We start from the raw sequence: 17,923 nt of genomic DNA on the forward strand, positions 1-17,923 counted from the left end.
CGGCGCGAGGTCGCTCCTGCACCGGTATGGCCCGTGATTATCCTGCCTTGCGCTCCGCTTCCTTCAACTCCTGAATCCGCTTGTCGATCAGCTGGCATTTGTCCGGCAGGTCTTTGCTCGCCGTGCCCAACTCCATGCCCTGGAGTTCTTCGTTGATTTCCTTGGCCTTCTGCGGGTTCTGCTCGGTCAGTTGCGTCACCAGCCCTGCCAGTTCCTCTCGTTTTTGCGTCGCCTCGTCGGGCGTGCACGCCCAGGCGGGCAGGGCGCAGGACAGGCTGGCGAACAGGGTTATGCGGCACAGAACGTTCATCGTCGTTTCCTCCTTGTGCAGTCACAGGGTGGAGTAGCGCCCGGCGGCAAAGGTTCAGGTCAATGACCCAGAGGGCTTGGTAGTACAGCTGATGGCAAATTGACGTCAAAAAGCCATGAGGTTATGCTTCGCCCCCCGTTTTTTACCGTCCAGGGACTGGAACATGGCGACATGGTTTCGCACGCGCGCCGCTCACGCGCTCCTGCTGCTGACTGTTGGTTTCTCCGGCGCCGACGCCCTGGCCGCCACGCCGCTGGAGCAAGACCTCATTCGCGATCGTCAGGACCGCCTGCTGCAAGAACAGCAGCGGCGCCTCGATGAGCTGCGCGACCTGCCTGGTAACACGCCGGCGCCCAGCACCCAGCCGCTGCCCGAAGACACCCGCTGCTTCACCATCCGCACCCTCGAAATCAAGGGGGCCGACAGCCTCAGCGCCGCCGACCGCGAGCGTCTGACCAAGCCCTTCATCGGCCAGTGCCTGGGCGTCAGTCAACTCAATGTCCTGCTCAAGGCCATCACCGACCTGTACCTGGACCGTGGCTTGGTCACCAGCCGCGCTTATCTGCCGCAGCAGGACCTGTCCAGCGGTCACCTGCAGGTGCTGGTGGTCGAAGGGCGTGTGCAAGGTCTGCGGGCTGACCCGGCCAGCGGTCTGTCGCCGCGTGAGATCGCCATGGCCTTCCCCGGCCGTGAAGGCGAGGTGCTCAACCTGCGCGAGATCGAGCAGATGGTCGATCAGCTCAATCGCCTGCCTTCGACCCGTGCGCAAATGGAGCTGCTGCCCGGTGACGCCGTCGGCGCCAGTGTGGTGCAGGTCAAAGGCCAGCCCGACAAGCCCTGGCGCGCCTCACTGTCGCGCAACAACGAAGGCCAGCGCAGCACCGGCGAGCAGCAGGTCAACCTGGGTTTCGAATGGGACAGCCCCCTGGGCCTGGCCGACCAACTGAGCCTGCGCGGCGGTCACGATGTGGTCAGCGACCACACGCAAGGGTCGAAGAACGGTACGCTGGCGTACAACCTGCCCTGGGGGTGGTGGAACTTCAGCTACAGCTACAGCGAGTCCGATTATCGCTCCGAAGCCCAGGCCAACGGCTTCACGTTCAAGCAGACCGGCGACAGCCAGAACCACCAACTGCGCGCCGACCGTGTGCTGCACCGCGATGCCACCAGCAAGACCTCGGTGAACGTCGGCCTGGCGCACCTGCGCACCAACAACTACATCGAAGACAGCCGCCTGCAAGCCAGCAGCAACCGCCTCAGCGAAGCGCAGTTCGGCATCAACCACGGTCGGCGTATCGGCACCGCCTTCGTCAACCTTGACCTTGGCACTCAGTCGGGCATCGGCGCCTTCGACGCCCAGAGCAACAGCCATCCCCAGCCCGGCGAGCCAGTGGCGCGCTACCGCAAGTACACCGCCACGCTGAGCTACGTGCAAGGCTTCCAAGTGCTTGGCGAGAACCTGTCCTTCTCCAGCCTGGCCACCGCCCAGCGCAGCGAGGACGTGCTGTTCAGCCCGCAGCGCATCAGCCTCGGCGGGCTGTCGTCGGTGCGTGGCTTGAAGGATCAGTCGCTGTCCGGGGACAGCGGCGGCTATTGGCGCAACGACCTGCGCTGGACCCGACCGGTGACCTGGCCGGTGTTGCAGCCGGTGATCGCCGAGTACGGGATGGGCCTGGGCTGTGACCTGGGCGTGATCCGCAACGACCGCTACAACGGCGACCGTCACGGCCGCGCCAGTAGCCACTCGCTGGAGTTGTTCGCCCGGGGCCGGCACCTGGCTGCCAGCGTCACCTTCGCCCATAGCCTGGAGCGCCCGGACGCCGTGCCCGACAAAGAGCGTCCGGTCTACTTCCGGCTCGACTTCTTCATCTGACGGTCGAGTCGTACGCCTTGTCCATTCTTCGTGAAAGGGCCATCGCCTGGGGGCGTGTGCCTCGGGGATTCGAGATATGGAGGGGCTGCCCTGAGCAGCGCTGTGTCTTTGCGACCTGCGCCGAAGGTGGCGAGGATCGCGCTGTGTGGGTGTGTTTCAAGCTTGGGGCGTGATTGCAGGGCAGCCAGTCAGCACGCCCGCTGTGACCGACTCCAGAAGCCCACCGGTACGTGATCCACCAGCCACACACCATTGTCCGCTTGATAGAACCTCGCGCCAGCGTCGCGCATCTTCGCCGTATCGATCTCCAGCAACACGGGCTCCCCGTAGCGTTTGCCCACGCCCAGGGCAGTCTGCGGATCTTCGCTGAGGTGCACATGGTGACGTGTGCCGGCTAGCAGCCCCTGGCGTTCGATGGAGGCCATGAAGCGGCTCGCGGTGCCGTGATAGAGCAGGGCCGGAGGCGTTTTCTCGACATGCTGAACATCCACCTGATCGGTGCTGTGGCCTTGGGCGGCGCGGATGTAGCGGGCGTCCTGCGAAAGGGTGAAGCGCTTCTTGTCGTTGGTATCGACCACCTCGCGCAGCGCAGCGAGGTCGAAGTTGCGCCCGTGTTGGGCGGCGTTTTGCAGCAGGGTATCGACTTCGGCCCAGCCATCGCGGTCCAACGTCAGGCCGATGGCGTGAGGTTCATGGCGCAGTACATAGCTCAGAAATTTGCTTATTTCGTCACGCTGTTTCTTGTTCAAACTCGATTTCCTTTTTGTCTTTTTCTTTTTTGGCGTGGGAATTGTCGCCTTTGCACTCCCCGTGCTCAAGGCATCAGTGCTCAAGGCATTGGACTGACAAGCGCCTTGCCTCCTACCGTTACCGACCGAGCGATGCCCCGCTTGAGCGCACAAGGTCATTGACCAGCAGACGTTTTGAACGCCAGCGACACGCCGCCGGTCCCACCCTCTGTACAGCCCTTCGCCCATTGAACGAGGCCACCGCCATGAGCACGAGCACCTACGACTGGGATCTGATCGAACGCCTGCTGCACGAAGTGCAGAACGGTGCCGGTGAACATTTCACCCCGCGCCCCTACGCCGAACAGCACGCGGCAGCGCTGGCCAGTGCCGGTGAGCCAGTGGGCGATGTGGACCGGCTCAAGACCCGCGCTTGCGAATACGAAAAGCTGCTGCTCGACCGTGGCTTCATCGCCCCGCGCCCTGAAGAGGAGGGCGGTAATGGCGAGAATTTCGTGCTGACCGAACGTGGCTCGGGCCTGCTCAGCCTGATCGACAGTGCCATTCCGGGCGCCGACAGCCCGCGCCTGCGCCTCGATCAGGAGAGCGATGCCTTGGACCCCGCCACCTTCGACAAGGTGTCGGCCAAGCCGCAAATCACCCCCGGAGCGGTGTAGGTATCGCCATCGCAACAAGGTGAAACAGTTAATCGACCGTCGGCTGGCGCCTTTCGCGCTTGATCTGCGGCAGAATCGGCCCTATGTGTAGGATTAGACGCAGGCGACAATCAGAACATCCGACTATGATCTGTTTGACGCACCGCAGAACCGCTTCGCCGTGAGGCTGACCCGTAAAGGGGGCAATGATGAATAAACCAATGACCAACTGGCTCCATGACCTCGGCGTCGCCTTGGGTCTGATTCCGCCACCGCTGCAGCCGGTGCCGATTCCCAGCGACGCAGAACAGCGCAAGCGCCAGCCCCGTCGGCGCTGACCGCGACAGGAAAAAGGCCGCCGCCTCCTTGAGCAGGAGGCGGCGGCCTTTTGCGTTGCGGGCGAAAACGCCAGTCGTGGATCAGGCCAGGTTGACCGCTGCCATCGGCTTGCGCGACAGCAGGCTGACCACGATGAAGCTCACCAGACCGACCGCCAGGCTGTAGTAGATCGGCGAGTTGGCTTCCAGGCCATCCTTGACCATGAACAACAGTGCCGTAGCGAAGCCCAGCGACATGCTGGCGATGGCGCCGGCGGTGGTCGCGCGCTTCCAGAAGATCGCTCCGATCAGCGGGATCAGCATGCCGCCGACCAGCAGGTTGTAGGCCAGGGTCAGTGCGGCGATCACATCGTCCACCACCAGGGCGATGGCCAGCATCGCCAGGCCGGTCAGCAGGGTGAACAGCCGGTTGACGTTCAGGCTCGACTGCTTGCCGCCGCGCAGCCGTGGCAGCAGGTCCTCGGTGAGGGTGGTCGAGGCGGCCAGCAGGCAGGCGCTGGCGGTGGACATCATCGCCGCCAGGGCAGCGGCCATCAGCAGGCCACGGATGCCGTCGGGCAGGGTGGTCTTGATCATCTCGGCGAAGGCGTTGTTGGGGTTGGCCAGGTCCGGCAGCAACACATGGGCGGCCATCCCGATCAGCGCGCAGGCCAGGCCGTAGATCACGCAGTACACACCGGCCGCGGTGCCGGCGCGCTGGCACACCTTGGCGTCACGTGCGGTGAACACTCGCTGCCAGATGTCCTGGCCGATGAGGATGCCGAAGAAGTAGATCAGGAAGTAGGTGACGATGGTGTCCCAGCCGATGGTGGTGAGCTGGAAACTCGCCGCTGGCAGCTTGGCCACCAGGCTATCCCAGCCGCCGACCTTGAACACGCACACCGGCAGCAGGATGAACATCAGGCCCACGGTCTTGATGACGAACTGGACGATGTCGGTGAGGGTCAGCGACCACATGCCGCCGATGGTCGAGTACACCACCACCACGCCACCGCCGAACAGCAGCGCCATCCAGAACGGCACATCGAGCAGCACTTGCAGCACGGTACCCATGGCCAGCGTCGAGACCACTGCGATCATCAATGCATAGACCAGCATGATCACCGCGCTGGCCTGGCGCGCCATGGGGTTGTAGCGGCGCTCCAGCACCTGGGTCACGGTGAAGATGCGCAGGCGCAGCAGCGGTTTGGCCAGGAACAGGTTGAGGGCGACGATGCCCAGGCCCAGGGCTGCGCACAGCCAGAAGCCGGAAATGCCGTGCACGTAGCCCAGGCGCACGGTGCCGACGGTCGAGGCGCCGCCCAGCACGGTGGTGGCCATGGTGCCCATGTACAGCGTGGGCCCCAGGTTGCGTCCGGCCACCAGGTAGTCTTCGTGGGTTTTCGCCCGCCGCATGCCGTACCAGCCCAATCCCAGCATGCCGACGGCGTAGATCAGTACAACGATGATGTCCAAGGCCATGGGTGTCTCCGATTATCTTTATTATGCGAGATCGATCCGGGCACGCTGACCGCGCCCGGTGCTCCTCATCGAGTGTTGGCGGGCCTCTATGGCCCTGTCCCACGGCTCCTGCCCGGGTGTTGCATGGATTCGGGCCTAGCGGTGCACCACGCCCGGCAGCACGCAGAGCATTTCGAACAGCAGGTTCGCTCCCAGCAGCGAGGTGTTGCCGGTGGTGTCGTAGGGCGGCGAGACCTCCACCAGGTCGCAGCCGATCAAATCCAGGCCCTGGCAGCCACGGATGATCTCCATGGCCTGGATGGTGGTCAGGCCACCGATCTCCGGGGTGCCGGTGCCGGGCGCCCAGGCCGGATCGATGCCGTCGATGTCGAACGACAGGTACACCGGGCCACCGCCGACCTTTTCGCGCACTTCGGCCATGAGCGGTGCCAGGGATTGGTGCCAGCACTCCTCGGCCTGCACCACGCGAAAGCCTTGGCGGCGGCTCCAGTTGAAGTCGTCGGCGGTATAGCCCTGGGCGCGCAGGCCGATCTGCACCACGCGCTCGCAGTCCAGCAGGCCTTCTTCGACGGCGCGGCGGAAGGTGGTGCCGTGGGCGATCTTCTCGCCGAACATATGATCGTTGACGTCAGCGTGGGCGTCGATGTGCACCAGGCCGATCTTGCCGTGTTTCTTGTGCAGGGCGCGCAGGATCGGCAGGGTGATGGTGTGATCGCCGCCCAGGGTCAGCGGGATGATGTTGTGTTCGAGGATCTGGTCGTAGGCTTCTTCGATGATGCGTACGGCGTCGAGCAGGTTGAAGGTGTTGATCGCCACGTCGCCGATGTCGGCCACCGACAGTGAGTCGAACGGGGCGGCGCCGGTGGCCATGTTGTAGGGGCGGATCATCACCGATTCGGCGCGGATCTGCCGAGGGCCGAAGCGGGTGCCGGCGCGCAGCGAGGTGCCGATGTCCAGCGGCACGCCGATGAAGGCCGCGTCCAGGCCTTCGGCGCTCTGCAGGTGGGGAAGACGCAGCATGGTGGCGATGCCGCCGAAACGCGGCATTTCGTTGCCGCCCAGTGGTTGGTGGAGAATCTTGTCCACGGTGGGCCTCATCAGTCGGTCGATTGTTGTGTTTGTTCGAACCTGTGTCGCGGCGCGCTCGAGCCAGGCACGGGGCCGGCGACCAGGGACATTTCGGCCGAGTGTGCGAGAGGTAGTGGCGCGGAAGAATCGCTACCGACAAATACTTACTTCAGGAATTTCTAAACTATCACTCTCCAGGCGCTGTAGACTCTGTCGGAATTTTCCGAGTGGACCGGTGTGTCATGGCCTCAACGCTGCCCGACCTGAAGCTGCTGCGCATCTTTGCGAGCGTGGTGCGTCACCAGGGCTTCGCCAATGCCCAGCGCGACCTCAACTTGTCCACGTCGGCCATCAGCACCTACATGAGCCAGTTGGAAAGCAGCCTCGGCCTGGTGCTGTGCCACCGCGGCCGTGGCGGTTTCAGCCTGACCAGCAAGGGCGAGCTGTTCCACCAGGAGACCTTGCGCCTGCTTGGCGAGCTGGACGGCTTCGAGCAGTACGCCGCCGCGCTCAAGGGCGAACTGCGCGGCACCCTCAACCTCGGCGTGATCGACTCCACCGTGGGCGACCGCGCCCTGCCGCTGGCCGAGGCGATCGGTGCCTATAGCCAGGAGCACCCGGCGGTGCACTTGCACCTGTCGGTGTCCAGCCCCTACGAGCTGCAACTGGGGGTGCAGGACAACCGCCTGGACCTGGCCATCGGCGCCTTTTCTTCGCGCATGAGCGGGTTGCTTTACCAACCGCTGTACCGCGAGCAGCATTGGCTGTACTGCAGCAACCGTCATCCGCTGTACGCCGAGCGGCGCATCCCCGCCCAGGTCATCACCCAGCAGCGCATGGTCGGGCGCGGCTACTGGAGCCAGGCGGAACTGGCCCGGCATGGCTTCAAGCACAGCGCGGCCACGGTGGAGAGCATGGAAGCGCAGTTGATCCTGATCCTCTCCGGCGCCTACATCGGCTACCTGCCCGAGCATTACGCCCAGGCCTGGGCCGACAAAGGCGACCTGCGTGTGCTGTCGCCCGCGACCTTCGGCTACCAGGCGCCGTTTTCCCTGATCATTCGCCGGGGCCGCAGTCGCGAACCGCTGATCCAGACTTTTCGTGACTTGCTCAAGTCGCAGTTGAACGTCGGTTGATGACCGGCGCCACCCTGGGCCTGATCGGCCTTTTCCTATCACCGCGTCGTCGCGTCGGTGGCTGTTCGTCGAATGGCGTTATCCGGCACTGACGCGCTCTGCTAAACCTGTAAACGTTTTGTTCAATCCCTACACCCGAACCAGCAAGGACCGCCCGCGATGCGCACGAATTTGCCCGTGACCGAGCAAGAAAGAACTTTCCCCAGTGAGCAGCGGCTGATCTCCACCACCGACCTGGACAGTCGGATCACCTATTGCAACGAGGCCTTCGTGGCCATCAGCGGTTTCACCTACGAGGAACTGGTGGGCCAGCCGCACAATCTGGTGCGCCATCCCGACATGCCACCGGCGGTATTCGGTCACATGTGGGACACCATCAAGCAAGGCAAAGCCTGGATGGGGGTGGTGAAGAACCGGGCCAAGAACGGTGACTACTACTGGGTCAGCGCCTATGTCACGGCGGTCTACGAGAACGGTCGGCTCAGCGGCTACGAGTCGGTGCGCTCGGTGCCCAGCCGCGAACAGATTCGCCGCGCCGAGGCGCTCTATGCGCGGCTCAATGCCGGACGTTCAGCGGTGCCGAAGGTGGCGCGCCTGACCCAATGGCTCGGCACCGGTGGACCCCTGCTGGTCGCGGCAGCGATCGCCGCCGCGGGCATGCTGTGGCTGCCGCTGCCGGGCGCCCTCGGCGTGCTGCTGGCCAGCCTGCTCGGCGCCGGCTGGCTGATCGAGCACCGCCAGAACCGGGCCATCCGCCGCACCCTCGCCGATCACCCCAAGGCCTTCACCAGCCCGCTGGTGGCGCTGACCTACAGCGACAACCCGGGTCTGCGCGGGCAGCTCGACCTGGCCATCATCAGCGAAGAGGCACGGCTGCAGACGGCCCTGACTCGCCTGGTGGACGCGGGCGTCGGGGTCAAGTCGCGGGCTGCGCAGTCGGCTGAGCTGTCCGACGCCCAGGCGCGGATGCTCGACCGTCAGCGCAGCGAAACCGACCAGTCGGCCACCGCCATCGCCGAGATGGCCGCGACCATCCAGGAGGTCACCCAGAATGTGCAGAGCACCGCCCATGCTGCCGGCGATGCTGACCAGTTGGCGCAGCAGGGCAGCGAACTGGCGCGCCAGAGCCTGCGCGCCATGGGCAGCATGAGCGAGGCGGTCGGCGACATCAGCCAGGCGGTCGACGCCCTGGCCGAGCAGACGCAGAGCATCGGCAGCGTGGTGGACGTGATCACCGCCATCGCCGAACAGACCAACCTGCTGGCGCTCAACGCCGCCATCGAAGCTGCGCGTGCGGGCGAGCAGGGACGAGGTTTCGCGGTGGTGGCCGATGAGGTGCGTTCGCTGGCGCAGCGCACCCGCACCTCCACCGAGGAAATTCACCAGATCATCGATACGCTGCGTGCTGGCGCCGAGCGTGCGGTGACCAGCGCCGGGCGCGGCGAGCAGATTTCCCGCGACAGCATGCACAGCGTCGAGGCGGTGCAGACGGCGCTGACCGGCATCGTCCAGGCCGTCAGCCGCATCACCGGCATGAGCCAGCAGATGGCGACGGCCTCCGAGCAGCAGAGCCATGTGGCCGAGGACATCAACCAGCAGATCGTGCGCATCGCCCAGTTGTGCGACGAGAGCGCCGGGCAGGCCAAGCAGGGCGCCGAGATCAGCCAGGACCTGGAGCGCATGGCCGAGTACCTGCACAGCTTGGCGGAGCGCTTCAGCCGGTAAGCGCGAAGAGGGCGTCATCGCGGCGATCAGCAGCCACACCGCAGGCCGGTGTGGCACACTGCGCGCCTTGAGGAGAGCCCATGTCCAGACCCCGCTGCACACGCTGCCAGCGTCCGCTTGCCCACTGCCTCTGCGCGCTGATCCCATCGCTGCCCAGCCGTACCCGCGTGGTCCTGCTGCAGCACGCCAGCGAGACCTCCCATGCGCTGAACACCGCGCGACTGGCCGCCTTGGGCCTGCGCAATGCCGAGTTGCTGAGCGGCGAGGTGTTCGACCAACTGCCCGCGTTGCTGGCCACGCCAGGTTATCGCCCGGCGCTGCTGTTTCCCGGCGAGCAGGCAGAGATCGTGCAGCCCTACGCCGAGCACGACGCGTTGCCGCTGCTGCTGATCGTGCCCGACGGTACCTGGCGCAAGGCGCGCAAGCTGCTGTACCTCAACCCACTGCTCGACGCGCTGCCACGACTGACCCTGGGCCAGGTGCCGCCTTCGCGTTATCGCCTGCGCAAGGCGCCGCAGCCAGGGGCGCTGTCGACGATCGAGGCGGTGGTGCAGGCGCTCGACGTCCTGGAGGCGCCGGTCCGGTTCGATGCGCTGCTGCGCCCGTTCGAGGCGCTGATCGAAGGGCAGATCCAGGCCATGGGCGCCGAGACCTTCGAGCGCAATCACGGCCAGGGCGGAGCCTAACGTTCACGCAGGGCCTCGGTGCGCGCCTTCAGCACCGGCTTGAGCAGGTAGTCCAGTACGCTCTTGTGTCCGGTGATGATGTCCACCGTCGCGGTCATGCCGGGGATGATCAGCAGCGGTTTGTCGGTCGTGCCCAGGTGATTGTTCTCGGTGCGCACCTGGATCAGGTAGAACGCATTGCCCTTGTCGTCGCTGACGGTGTCGGCGCCGATCAATTCCAGGCGCGCCTTGAGGCCACCGTAGATCGTGTAGTCGTAGGCGCTGAACTTGACCATCGCCGTCTGCCCCGGATGCAGGAAGGCCACGTCCTGCGGGCGCACCTTGGCCTCGATCAGCAGGTTGTCCTCGATCGGCACGATCTCGATCAGGTCGCTGCCGGGCTGGACCACGCCACCGATGGTGTTGACCTTGAGCACTTTGACGATGCCCCGCACCGGCGAGACCACCGTGGTGCGGTTGACCCGGTCGTCGATGGCGATGCTGGTGGCGGTCAGTTTCGACAGCTCGGTGCGTTTGTCGTTGAGCTCCTTGGCGGCGTCGGAGCGAAAGCCGGCATCCGATTCCTGGATCTTGCTGCGGATTTCGGCGATGGCCGCTTCGGCGCGGGGGATGGCCAGGTTGGTGGCGTTGAGCTGCCCGCGCGCCTCGACGCTGCGTTGCTTGAGACGCAGGATCTCCACCGGTGAAATGGCACCTTTGCTCACCAGTGGCGAAGACATGTCCAGTTCCTGCTGCAGCAGCCCGACCGCCGAGCGGTACTGGTCCACCTTGGAGCGGAACTCGGCGAGCTCCTGGGTCTTCTGTCGCAACTGCTCGTTGAGCGTCTGCTTCTCGCTGGCCAGGCGGCGCTGGCGCGATTGGTACAGGGCGATCTCGTCCTCGGCCACCTGGGGCGCCTTGGCGCGTACCGGGTCGGAGAGCACGAAGGGGCGTCCTTCGGCCTCAGCCGACAGACGTTCGACCTGCGCAGTCAGGGCATAGCGGTCGGCCTCGCTTTCGCCCTTGTTCGACTTGAAGCGGGTGTCGTCCAGGCGCAGCAGGGTCGCCCCTTTATCGACCATCTGCCCCTCGCGCACGAAAATCTCGGTGACGATGCCGCCCTCCAGGTTCTGGATCACCTGCACCTTGGAGGAGGGAATGGCTTTGCCGTCGCCAACGGTAACCTCGTCGAGCACGGCGAAGTGCGCCCAGATCAGCGCCACCAGCAGCAACGCGCCGGCCAGCCACACGGTCAGGCGCGACAGGCACGGCGAGTCCTGCAGCGTGGCGCCGGCCAGCTCCGGCATGTAGTCGCGCTCGGCGTCTGCAGGGGCAGTGCGTGCAGTGTCGGTCAGGGACATGGTTCACCTCACGCCAAGCGGACGCTCATCACAGCGCCGCGCCAATACGGCCCTTGCGCAGGGCCTCGATCACGGCATCCTTCGGCCCATCGGCCACCACCTTGCCGTTGTCCAGCACCACCAACCGCTGTACCAGCGCGAGCATCGAGCTGCGGTGGGTCACCAGCAGCAGCGTCTTGCCCGGCACCCAGTCCAGCAGACGCTGGCGCAGTTGATCCTCGCTGCTGTTGTCCAAGTGGCTGGTCGGCTCGTCGAGCATCAGGATCGGCGGCTCCAGCAGCAGCGCGCGGGCCAGCAGCACGGCCTGGCGCTGGCCGCCGGAGAGCAGTTGCCCGCGTTCGCCCACGGGCCGGTCGAAGCCCTGCGGGTGCTGGCGGGCCAGCGCGTCGACGCCGGTCAACGCGGCCACCTCGAGCAGGCGCGCGGTGCTGACGTGGCGGGCGCCGAGTGTGAGGTTGTCGCGCAGGCTGCCGGCCAGCAATGGCAGGTCGTGGGCCACGTAGCCGAGTTGGCGGCGCAGGTCGGCGACATCCAACTGACGCAGGTCCAGGTTGTCCAGCAGCACCTGGCCTTCGTCGGCGTGATACAGGCCCATCAGCAGGCGACCTAAGGTGCTCTTGCCCGAGCCGCTGCGGCCGATGATGCCGATCCGTTCGCCGGGGGTGATGCTCAGGTTGACGTCGTTCAGGGCCGCTGCGGTCTGGCCGGGATAGCGAAAGCTCACGTGACTGACGTCGATGCCGCCCTGCAACGCGGTGCGTTCCAGCACCTGCTGGTCGGGCTGGCGCTCCTGGGGCAGGGCCATCAGCGCGTCGGTGCTGCGCATGGTCAGTTGCGCCTGCTGGTAGCGGGTGATCAGCCCGGCGATCTGCCCCAGTGGCGCCAGCACCCGGCTGCCGAGCATGTAGCAGGCGACCAGGGCGCCGACGCTCAGGGCGCCGGCGATGATCGCGTAGACCCCGGCGACGATGGTCGCCATGCCGCAGAACTGCTGGATGAACAGCGTGCCGTTGGTCGCCAGCGACGCCAGGTTGCGGGCGTGGGCGTCGAGCCGGGCGATGGCGCCGTTGGTGTGCTCCCACTGGTATTGGCGCTCGCTCTCGGCGCCACAGACCTTGAGGGTTTCCAGGCCGCCGAGGGTTTCGATCAGCAAGGCCTGGCGTACCGCGCCCAGGCTCAAGCTCTTGTCCACCGTGTCGCGCAAGCGGGCCTGGATCAGCAGGGCGGCGCCCATGGCCACGGGAAAGGCCAGCAGCGGGATCAGCACCAGCCAGCCGCCGAGCAGGCCGATCACCAGCAGCATCAGCAGCACGAAAGGCAGGTCGATGAGGCTGGTGAGGGTGACGGCGGTGAGGAATTCGCGCAGGCCCTGGAAGTCGTGGATGCTCTGGGCGAAGCCGCCGATGCTGGCGGGGCGCGCTTTCATGGCCATGCCGGTGATGCGTTCGAACAGCGTGGCCGAGAGGATCAGGTCGGTCTTCTTGCCAGCCTGGTCCAGCAAGTGCGCGCGCACCATGCGCAGCACCAGCTCAAAGGCGGTGCCGATGAACAGGCCGATGACCAGCACCCACAGCGTCGACAGCGCCTGGTTGGGCACCACGCGGTCGTAAGTCTGCATCACGAACAGCGGTACCAGCAGTCCGAGCAGGTTGATCAGTAGGCTGGCCAGCAATGCGTCGCCGTACAGCCCGCGCGAATGCTTGAGGGTGTCGCGAAACCAGGCTTCGACCCGGGGCAGCAGGGGCGCGCGCAGCGCTTCGAGGGTATGCCGAGGGCGGGCGAACAGGGCGTGCCCGCTGTAGACCTGTTCCAGCGCGTGACGCTGCACCCACTGCTCGCCGCCTTCGGCCTCGCAGGGCAGGATCAGCGCCTGGCCGTCCTCGCCCCAACGTTGCAGCACGGCGCTGCGGCCATCGCTCAACAGCAGCAGCACGGGCAGGTTCAGCGCACTGATCGCGCCCAGTTCACGGCGCAGCACCCGCGCCTGCAGCCCGGCGCGTGCGGCGGCACGCGGCAGCAGGGCCAGGTCCAGGCGCTGCTCGGGCAGCGGCAGGCCGGCACACAGGCTGGCACGGCTGGCCGCGCAGCCGTGCACCTTGCACAGGATCAGCAGGCCGTCGAGGAGGGGGTCGTCCGCCGCCTCGGGCGGCGGTGTGCGGTGCAGTGACGTCACGATGGCCTACTCCTGTCGCGCGGGACGGGAAGCGGTCGAGGCGCACGCCCGACCGCGTCGCAGGGCTTAACGCATTTCGGGCAATTGCGCCTGAGTACGGACTTCGGTGGTGGCGATGGCTTCCGGCGGCAGGGTGATGCGCTGCTTGGTCAGCAGCTCGCCCATGGTCGCCAGCACGCGGTACATCGAGTACTCCTCGGTGTAGCGCACTTCGGTGTAGCGGCGGTTGGCGTTGTACAGCTCGTTTTCGCTGTCGAGCACGTCGAGCAGGGTGCGTTGGCCCAGACCGAACTGGTCCTGGTACGCCGCGCGCACCCGCGTGGTGGTCTCGGCGTATTCGCGGGCGCTCGGGGTCTGCTTGCGCGCATTGTTCATGGCGTTCCACGCCAGGCTCAGGTTCTCGGTGAGCTCGCGCAGGGCGTTGTTGCGGATGTCCATGGCCTGGTTGATCTTGTACGAATCAGACTCCAGGCGCGCCTTGTCGCTGCCGCCACGGAACAGGTTGTAGCTGAGCTCGACGCCGGCTTGCCAGTCGTTGTTGCTGTGACCGCGCTCACCGCCGGTGTTGTTGTTGGCGCCGGTGGCCAGCACCGCATCCAGGCGCGGGTAGAAGGGCGACTTGGCCACTTCGTACTGCTTCTCGGCGGCATTCACGTCGGCTTGTGCCGATTTCAGGTACGGGTTGTTCTCGCGCATGCCCTGGCGGGCTTCGTCCAGTGTGTTGGGCATCTGGATCTTGATGCTGCTCGGTGCTTCCAGCTCGTCCGGCTGACGGCCGACGACGCTGTAGAAGTTGGCCTCGGCGTCGGCCAGGTCCACTTCGGCGGTGTCCAGGTTGTTTTCCGCCAGCGCGCGTCGGGCGCGGGACTGGTCGAGGTCGGCGGTGCTGCCTACGCCGCGTTCGCTGCGCAGGCCGATCTGATCGTTCACGCGCAGGTGCGCTTGCAGGTTGTTACGAGCCAGGGTCACCAGTTCGCGGCGCTTGAGCACCTCCAGATACACCTCGATGGCGCGCAGCGCCACGTCCTGGGCCACGGCCTGGGTGTAGTAGGCGCGCGAGGTGGCCACCGATTGCGTGCGACCGACTTCGTTGGAGGTGTTGAAACCGTCGAAGATCATCTGCCGCAGGCGCAGTTCGGACTGTGTGTAGTTCAGGGTCGCCTTGTCGTGGTTGCGCGTGCCATCAGGGTTCACGCCACGGGTGTTCTGGTTGTCCGAGCGCTGGCGCCCGTAGCCGGCGACCAGGTCGACGGTGGGGAAGTAGCCGCCGCGCGCGAACTTCACATCCTCATCGGCCGAGAGCTTGCTGTTGCGGTTGGAACTGATCTGAGGGTGGTAGTCCACGGCACTCTGGACGGCCTCGGTGATCGACATCGCCTGTGCGTTGGCACAGACCATGGCCAACAAGATGGCGCTGGTGATGGGGGTTGGAACGCGCATCGGGTACTTCTCCCTGATCGAATAAGGTGCTGCACTCGCCAAAAAAATGACGGAAATGCATGTTAAAACCGTTTCAGGTTTGTAACAACAGAGCTAAGAACATTTCGTGGCAAAGCTAAGAAGATTTCTTCATAAGTGATATGCGAAAAAAAACTTATGAGCTCTAAGAAAACCGAGACATTGTTCTACACAGTCGCTCGGTTAATTGGCTGAAGTACCTGATTTCCGGGCTTTACTGAAAGTTCCACGTTTGTTTGCAGTGCGGGCGCCGGAAAGCAAAATTGAGGCGTATTTTGGCGACAAAATATTGGCGATTGACTGATGGCTACTTGGTATTAGTCCCTGCGTATTAGGTCCAAAGTGAGCGGGATTTCTCACGGATCTGACAGGTGAAGTGGTTGAACCTGATCGCGTCGCGCGGTTTCCGGAATCGCCTGTAACGAGCACCAGCATCGGAGGCGTATGTTCATGGCGGGTTCAATCGGGGTGGTGAGCAAGGTGATCGGTCAGGTGTTCGCGGTCGCCAGTGATGGTGCCCGGCGCTTGCTGGTGGAGGGCGATCGGCTGTTCGCTGGGGAGCAACTGGACACCGGTCTTGCCGGCGCCGTGGCGGTTCGCTTGGCCAATGGCGCCGAGCTGACCCTCGGGCGAGGCAGCAGCCTGACGCTCACGCCGGACCTGCTGGCCAATCATGCGCCCCACGTCCAGGCGCCCGATCCGACGCCCACCCAGGCCCAGCTCAGCGACGTCGAGCGCTTGCAGCAGGCCATCGCCGCGGGCGGTGACCCGACCCAGGAAGGCGAGGCGCCTGCCGCCGGTCCCGGTGCCAATGGCGCACCGGGTGCGTTGGGCGGTGGGCACAGCTTCGTGCTGCTGACCGAGGTCGCCGGGCGAGTCGACCCTACGGTCGGTTTCCCCACCGCCGGTTTCAATGGCACGCCCGAGTTGGCCAATCGTGACCTCGGCGGACTCGACCCGAGCGGTAATCCCCCAGGCGCGGGCCCCGCGACCAATCCGCCACCTGTCACGCCGCCTGTGACCCCACCGGTCACTCCACCTGTTACACCGCCGGTGAATCCGCCTGTCACTCCGCCGGTTACGCCCCCAGACCACCCTGTTACCCTGGGCGGTCTCGACCTGAATCCCGCAGAGCTGAGCCTGAACGAAGCCAATCTGCCACAAGGCTCGGCGCCCAATCCCCAGGCCCTGACGCAAACCGGCAGTTTCACCGTGGTCGCGCTCGACGGGCTGTTCAATCTCAGCGTCGGTGGCATCAACGTGGTCACCGCCGGCGTGGTGACCGGTGTCGGCCAGTCGATCACCACCGGCCTTGGCAACCAGCTGACCATTACCGGCTATGACGCGGCCAATGGCCTGGTCAGCTACAGCTACACCCTTACCGGCGCCGAGCAGCACCCCGCAGGCGACGGCGCCAACCTGCTGGGCGAGCACTTCACAGTGCTGGCCAGCGACACCGACGGCGATACCGCCAGCGGCTCGCTGGATGTGATCATCCGCGACGACGTGCCCACGGCGGTCAACGACAGCAATCCGCTCAGCGCCAACGAGCAGTCAGTGCAGTTGACCGGCAACGTGCTGGACAACGACATCCAGGGCGCCGACCGCATCGCCAGCGGCCCAGTGGTCGCCGGCACCTATGCCGGCACCTACGGCACCCTGCAATTGGCGGCCGACGGTTCCTACACCTACACCCTCAACCCCGACGCTGCGGACTTCAAGAACCTCCACGGAGGCGGGCACGGCACCGAGACCTTCACCTACACCCTGCGCGACGCCGACGGCGATACCAGCAGCGCGACCCTGACCCTGAACGTCACCAATCTGGACGATCCGGTGATCCTCCGTGGCCTGGACGTGGACGGCGGTGAGCTGACGGTCTACGAGAAGAACCTGAGCACGGGCACCTCCCCCGATCCGGCGGCGTTGACCCAGCAGGGCAGCTTCACGGTCAGCGCGGCAGACGGCCTGCAGAGCCTGAGCGTCGGTGGCATCGCCGTGGTCAGTGGTGGCGTGGTCGCGGGCTTGCCGCAGTCGATCGTCACGGCCCTGGGCAACACCTTGACCCTGCTCGGCTACGATCCGGCCACCGGCGTGGTGAGCTACAGCTACACCTTGCGCGGTAACGAAGGCCACCCTGCCGGCCAGGGGGCGAACAGCCTGAGCGAGCATTTCAGTGTGATTGCCCAGGACACGGACGGCAGCCGCGCCACGGCCAGCCTGGACGTCAACATTGTCGACGACGTGCCTCAGGCGTCTAGCGACGTCGCCACGGTCTACGAGGGCGGCACCGTCAGCGCCAACGTGTTGGTCAACGATGTGATCGGCGCCGATGTTCGGGCCGACGGCCAGTATGTGGTGGGCGTGCGCGCGGGCGCCGACACCTCGACGTCGGCCAGCGGCAACCTGGGAACTGCCGTGGTGGGCCTGTATGGCACCCTGACCCTCGATGGCGCCGGTAATGCGGTCTACCACGCCAATCCCAATGTCGCACCGCCCTCCGGTGCGGTCGATGTCTTCGTCTACACCTTGCGCGACGGAGACGGCGACGAGAGCACTACCACCTTGACCATCGATGTCCGCGACTGTGCACTGATCGTCGGTCCCAACGATGGGGTGACGGTGTACGAGAAGGCGCTCGATCTGATCAAGGACGGCAACGACCTCGCCCCTGGCACCGTGGTGGGCAGCGACCCGCAGTCGAACGCGGAAACCGCGTCCGGAACGTTGGCCGGAACGGTGAGTGGCGGCGTAGGGGCCTTGACCTTCGCGCTGGTGGGCAACGCTGTCGGCCAATACGGCCAGATCCAGCTCAACGCCGATGGTTCCTACACCTACACGCTTACCTCGGCGCCGAAGTCGCCGGACAACCTCAATGACGGGGCGAATACGCTGACGGAGTCGTTCACCTATCAGGTGAAGGATTCGCTGGGTAACTCGACCACGGGCACCGTGGTCATCAGCATCGTCG

13 protein-coding genes and 2 pseudogenes are annotated in these 17,923 nt (G+C 65.5%); 8 read left to right on the forward strand and 7 right to left on the reverse strand.

Annotated elements, in window-relative coordinates; genetic code table 11:
* Nucleotides 1-37: 37 nt before the first annotated feature.
* Nucleotides 38-310 carry a hypothetical protein gene (locus Q6A47_RS15175; protein ID WP_029615212.1) on the reverse strand — a complete coding sequence of 91 codons (273 nt, stop codon included), beginning with the start codon at nt 308-310 and terminating at the stop codon, nt 38-40.
* Nucleotides 311-473: 163 nt separating this feature from the next.
* On the opposite strand from Q6A47_RS15175, the gene Q6A47_RS15180 reads away from it, so the two are divergent.
* A complete protein-coding gene (locus tag Q6A47_RS15180) occupies nt 474-2,183 on the forward strand; it encodes a ShlB/FhaC/HecB family hemolysin secretion/activation protein (protein WP_304484696.1) in 1,710 nt (569 codons plus the stop codon).
* 188 nt (nt 2,184-2,371) lie between these two features.
* On the opposite strand, the gene Q6A47_RS15185 is transcribed toward Q6A47_RS15180, so the two are convergent.
* Nucleotides 2,372-2,932 carry an RNA 2'-phosphotransferase gene (locus Q6A47_RS15185; RefSeq protein ID WP_304484697.1) on the reverse strand — a complete coding sequence of 187 codons (561 nt, stop codon included), beginning with the start codon at nt 2,930-2,932 and terminating at the stop codon, nt 2,372-2,374.
* Between the two features lie 245 nt (nt 2,933-3,177).
* Between Q6A47_RS15185 and Q6A47_RS15190 the strand changes: the two genes are divergently transcribed.
* Nucleotides 3,178-3,588: a transcriptional regulator gene (locus Q6A47_RS15190; protein WP_304484698.1), complete on the forward strand. Its 411-nt coding sequence runs from the start codon at nt 3,178-3,180 to the stop codon at nt 3,586-3,588.
* A 188-nt stretch (nt 3,589-3,776) separates the two neighbouring features.
* A complete protein-coding gene (locus Q6A47_RS15195) occupies nt 3,777-3,905 on the forward strand; it encodes a PA1414 family protein (protein ID WP_295484792.1) in 129 nt (42 codons plus the stop codon).
* A gap of 81 nt (nt 3,906-3,986) precedes the next feature.
* On the opposite strand, the gene Q6A47_RS15200 is transcribed toward Q6A47_RS15195, so the two are convergent.
* Both Q6A47_RS15200 and speB read right to left on the reverse strand, forming a co-directional pair.
* Entirely contained in the window at nt 3,987-5,366 is a 1,380-nt protein-coding gene (locus tag Q6A47_RS15200; protein ID WP_039576230.1) for a sodium:solute symporter family protein, read from the reverse strand.
* A 135-nt stretch (nt 5,367-5,501) separates the two neighbouring features.
* A complete protein-coding gene (speB, locus tag Q6A47_RS15205; RefSeq protein ID WP_029615209.1) occupies nt 5,502-6,452 on the reverse strand; it encodes an agmatinase in 951 nt (316 codons plus the stop codon).
* A gap of 224 nt (nt 6,453-6,676) precedes the next feature.
* Between speB and Q6A47_RS15210 the strand changes: the two genes are divergently transcribed.
* The 4 genes and pseudogenes from Q6A47_RS15210 to Q6A47_RS15220 all read left to right on the forward strand — a co-directional run bounded on the left by Q6A47_RS15210 (nt 6,677) and on the right by Q6A47_RS15220 (nt 9,981).
* Nucleotides 6,677-7,570, forward strand: coding sequence for a LysR family transcriptional regulator (locus Q6A47_RS15210; protein WP_029615208.1), 894 nt, complete (start codon nt 6,677-6,679; stop codon nt 7,568-7,570).
* A 159-nt stretch (nt 7,571-7,729) separates the two neighbouring features.
* Nucleotides 7,730-8,041, forward strand: a pseudogene (locus Q6A47_RS23020) (PAS domain-containing protein); the annotation flags it as partial.
* 732 nt (nt 8,042-8,773) lie between these two features.
* Nucleotides 8,774-9,295: pseudogene (locus Q6A47_RS23025) on the forward strand (methyl-accepting chemotaxis protein); the annotation flags it as partial.
* A gap of 80 nt (nt 9,296-9,375) precedes the next feature.
* A complete protein-coding gene (locus tag Q6A47_RS15220) occupies nt 9,376-9,981 on the forward strand; it encodes a tRNA-uridine aminocarboxypropyltransferase (protein WP_304484699.1) in 606 nt (201 codons plus the stop codon).
* Here Q6A47_RS15220 and Q6A47_RS15225 read toward each other — a convergent pair.
* From Q6A47_RS15225 to Q6A47_RS15235, 3 genes are all read right to left on the reverse strand, one after another.
* On the reverse strand, nt 9,978-11,321 hold the full coding sequence (locus Q6A47_RS15225) for an HlyD family type I secretion periplasmic adaptor subunit (RefSeq protein WP_304484700.1): 1,344 nt from the start codon (nt 11,319-11,321) through the stop codon (nt 9,978-9,980). The genes Q6A47_RS15220 and Q6A47_RS15225 overlap by 4 nt on opposite strands.
* Nucleotides 11,322-11,349: 28 nt before the next feature.
* Nucleotides 11,350-13,494, reverse strand: coding sequence for a type I secretion system permease/ATPase (locus Q6A47_RS15230; protein WP_304484701.1), 2,145 nt, complete (start codon nt 13,492-13,494; stop codon nt 11,350-11,352).
* Nucleotides 13,495-13,560: 66 nt separating this feature from the next.
* Nucleotides 13,561-14,934, reverse strand: coding sequence for a TolC family outer membrane protein (locus Q6A47_RS15235; protein WP_039576240.1), 1,374 nt, complete (start codon nt 14,932-14,934; stop codon nt 13,561-13,563).
* Between the two features lie 468 nt (nt 14,935-15,402).
* Here Q6A47_RS15235 and Q6A47_RS15240 point away from each other — a divergent pair.
* Nucleotides 15,403-17,923: retention module-containing protein (locus Q6A47_RS15240; protein WP_304484702.1), on the forward strand; the 2,521-nt coding region annotated here is incomplete at its 3' end.

It is taken from the genome of Pseudomonas boreofloridensis, from assembly GCF_030580795.1.
GTDB lineage: Bacteria > Pseudomonadota > Gammaproteobacteria > Pseudomonadales > Pseudomonadaceae > Aquipseudomonas > Aquipseudomonas boreofloridensis.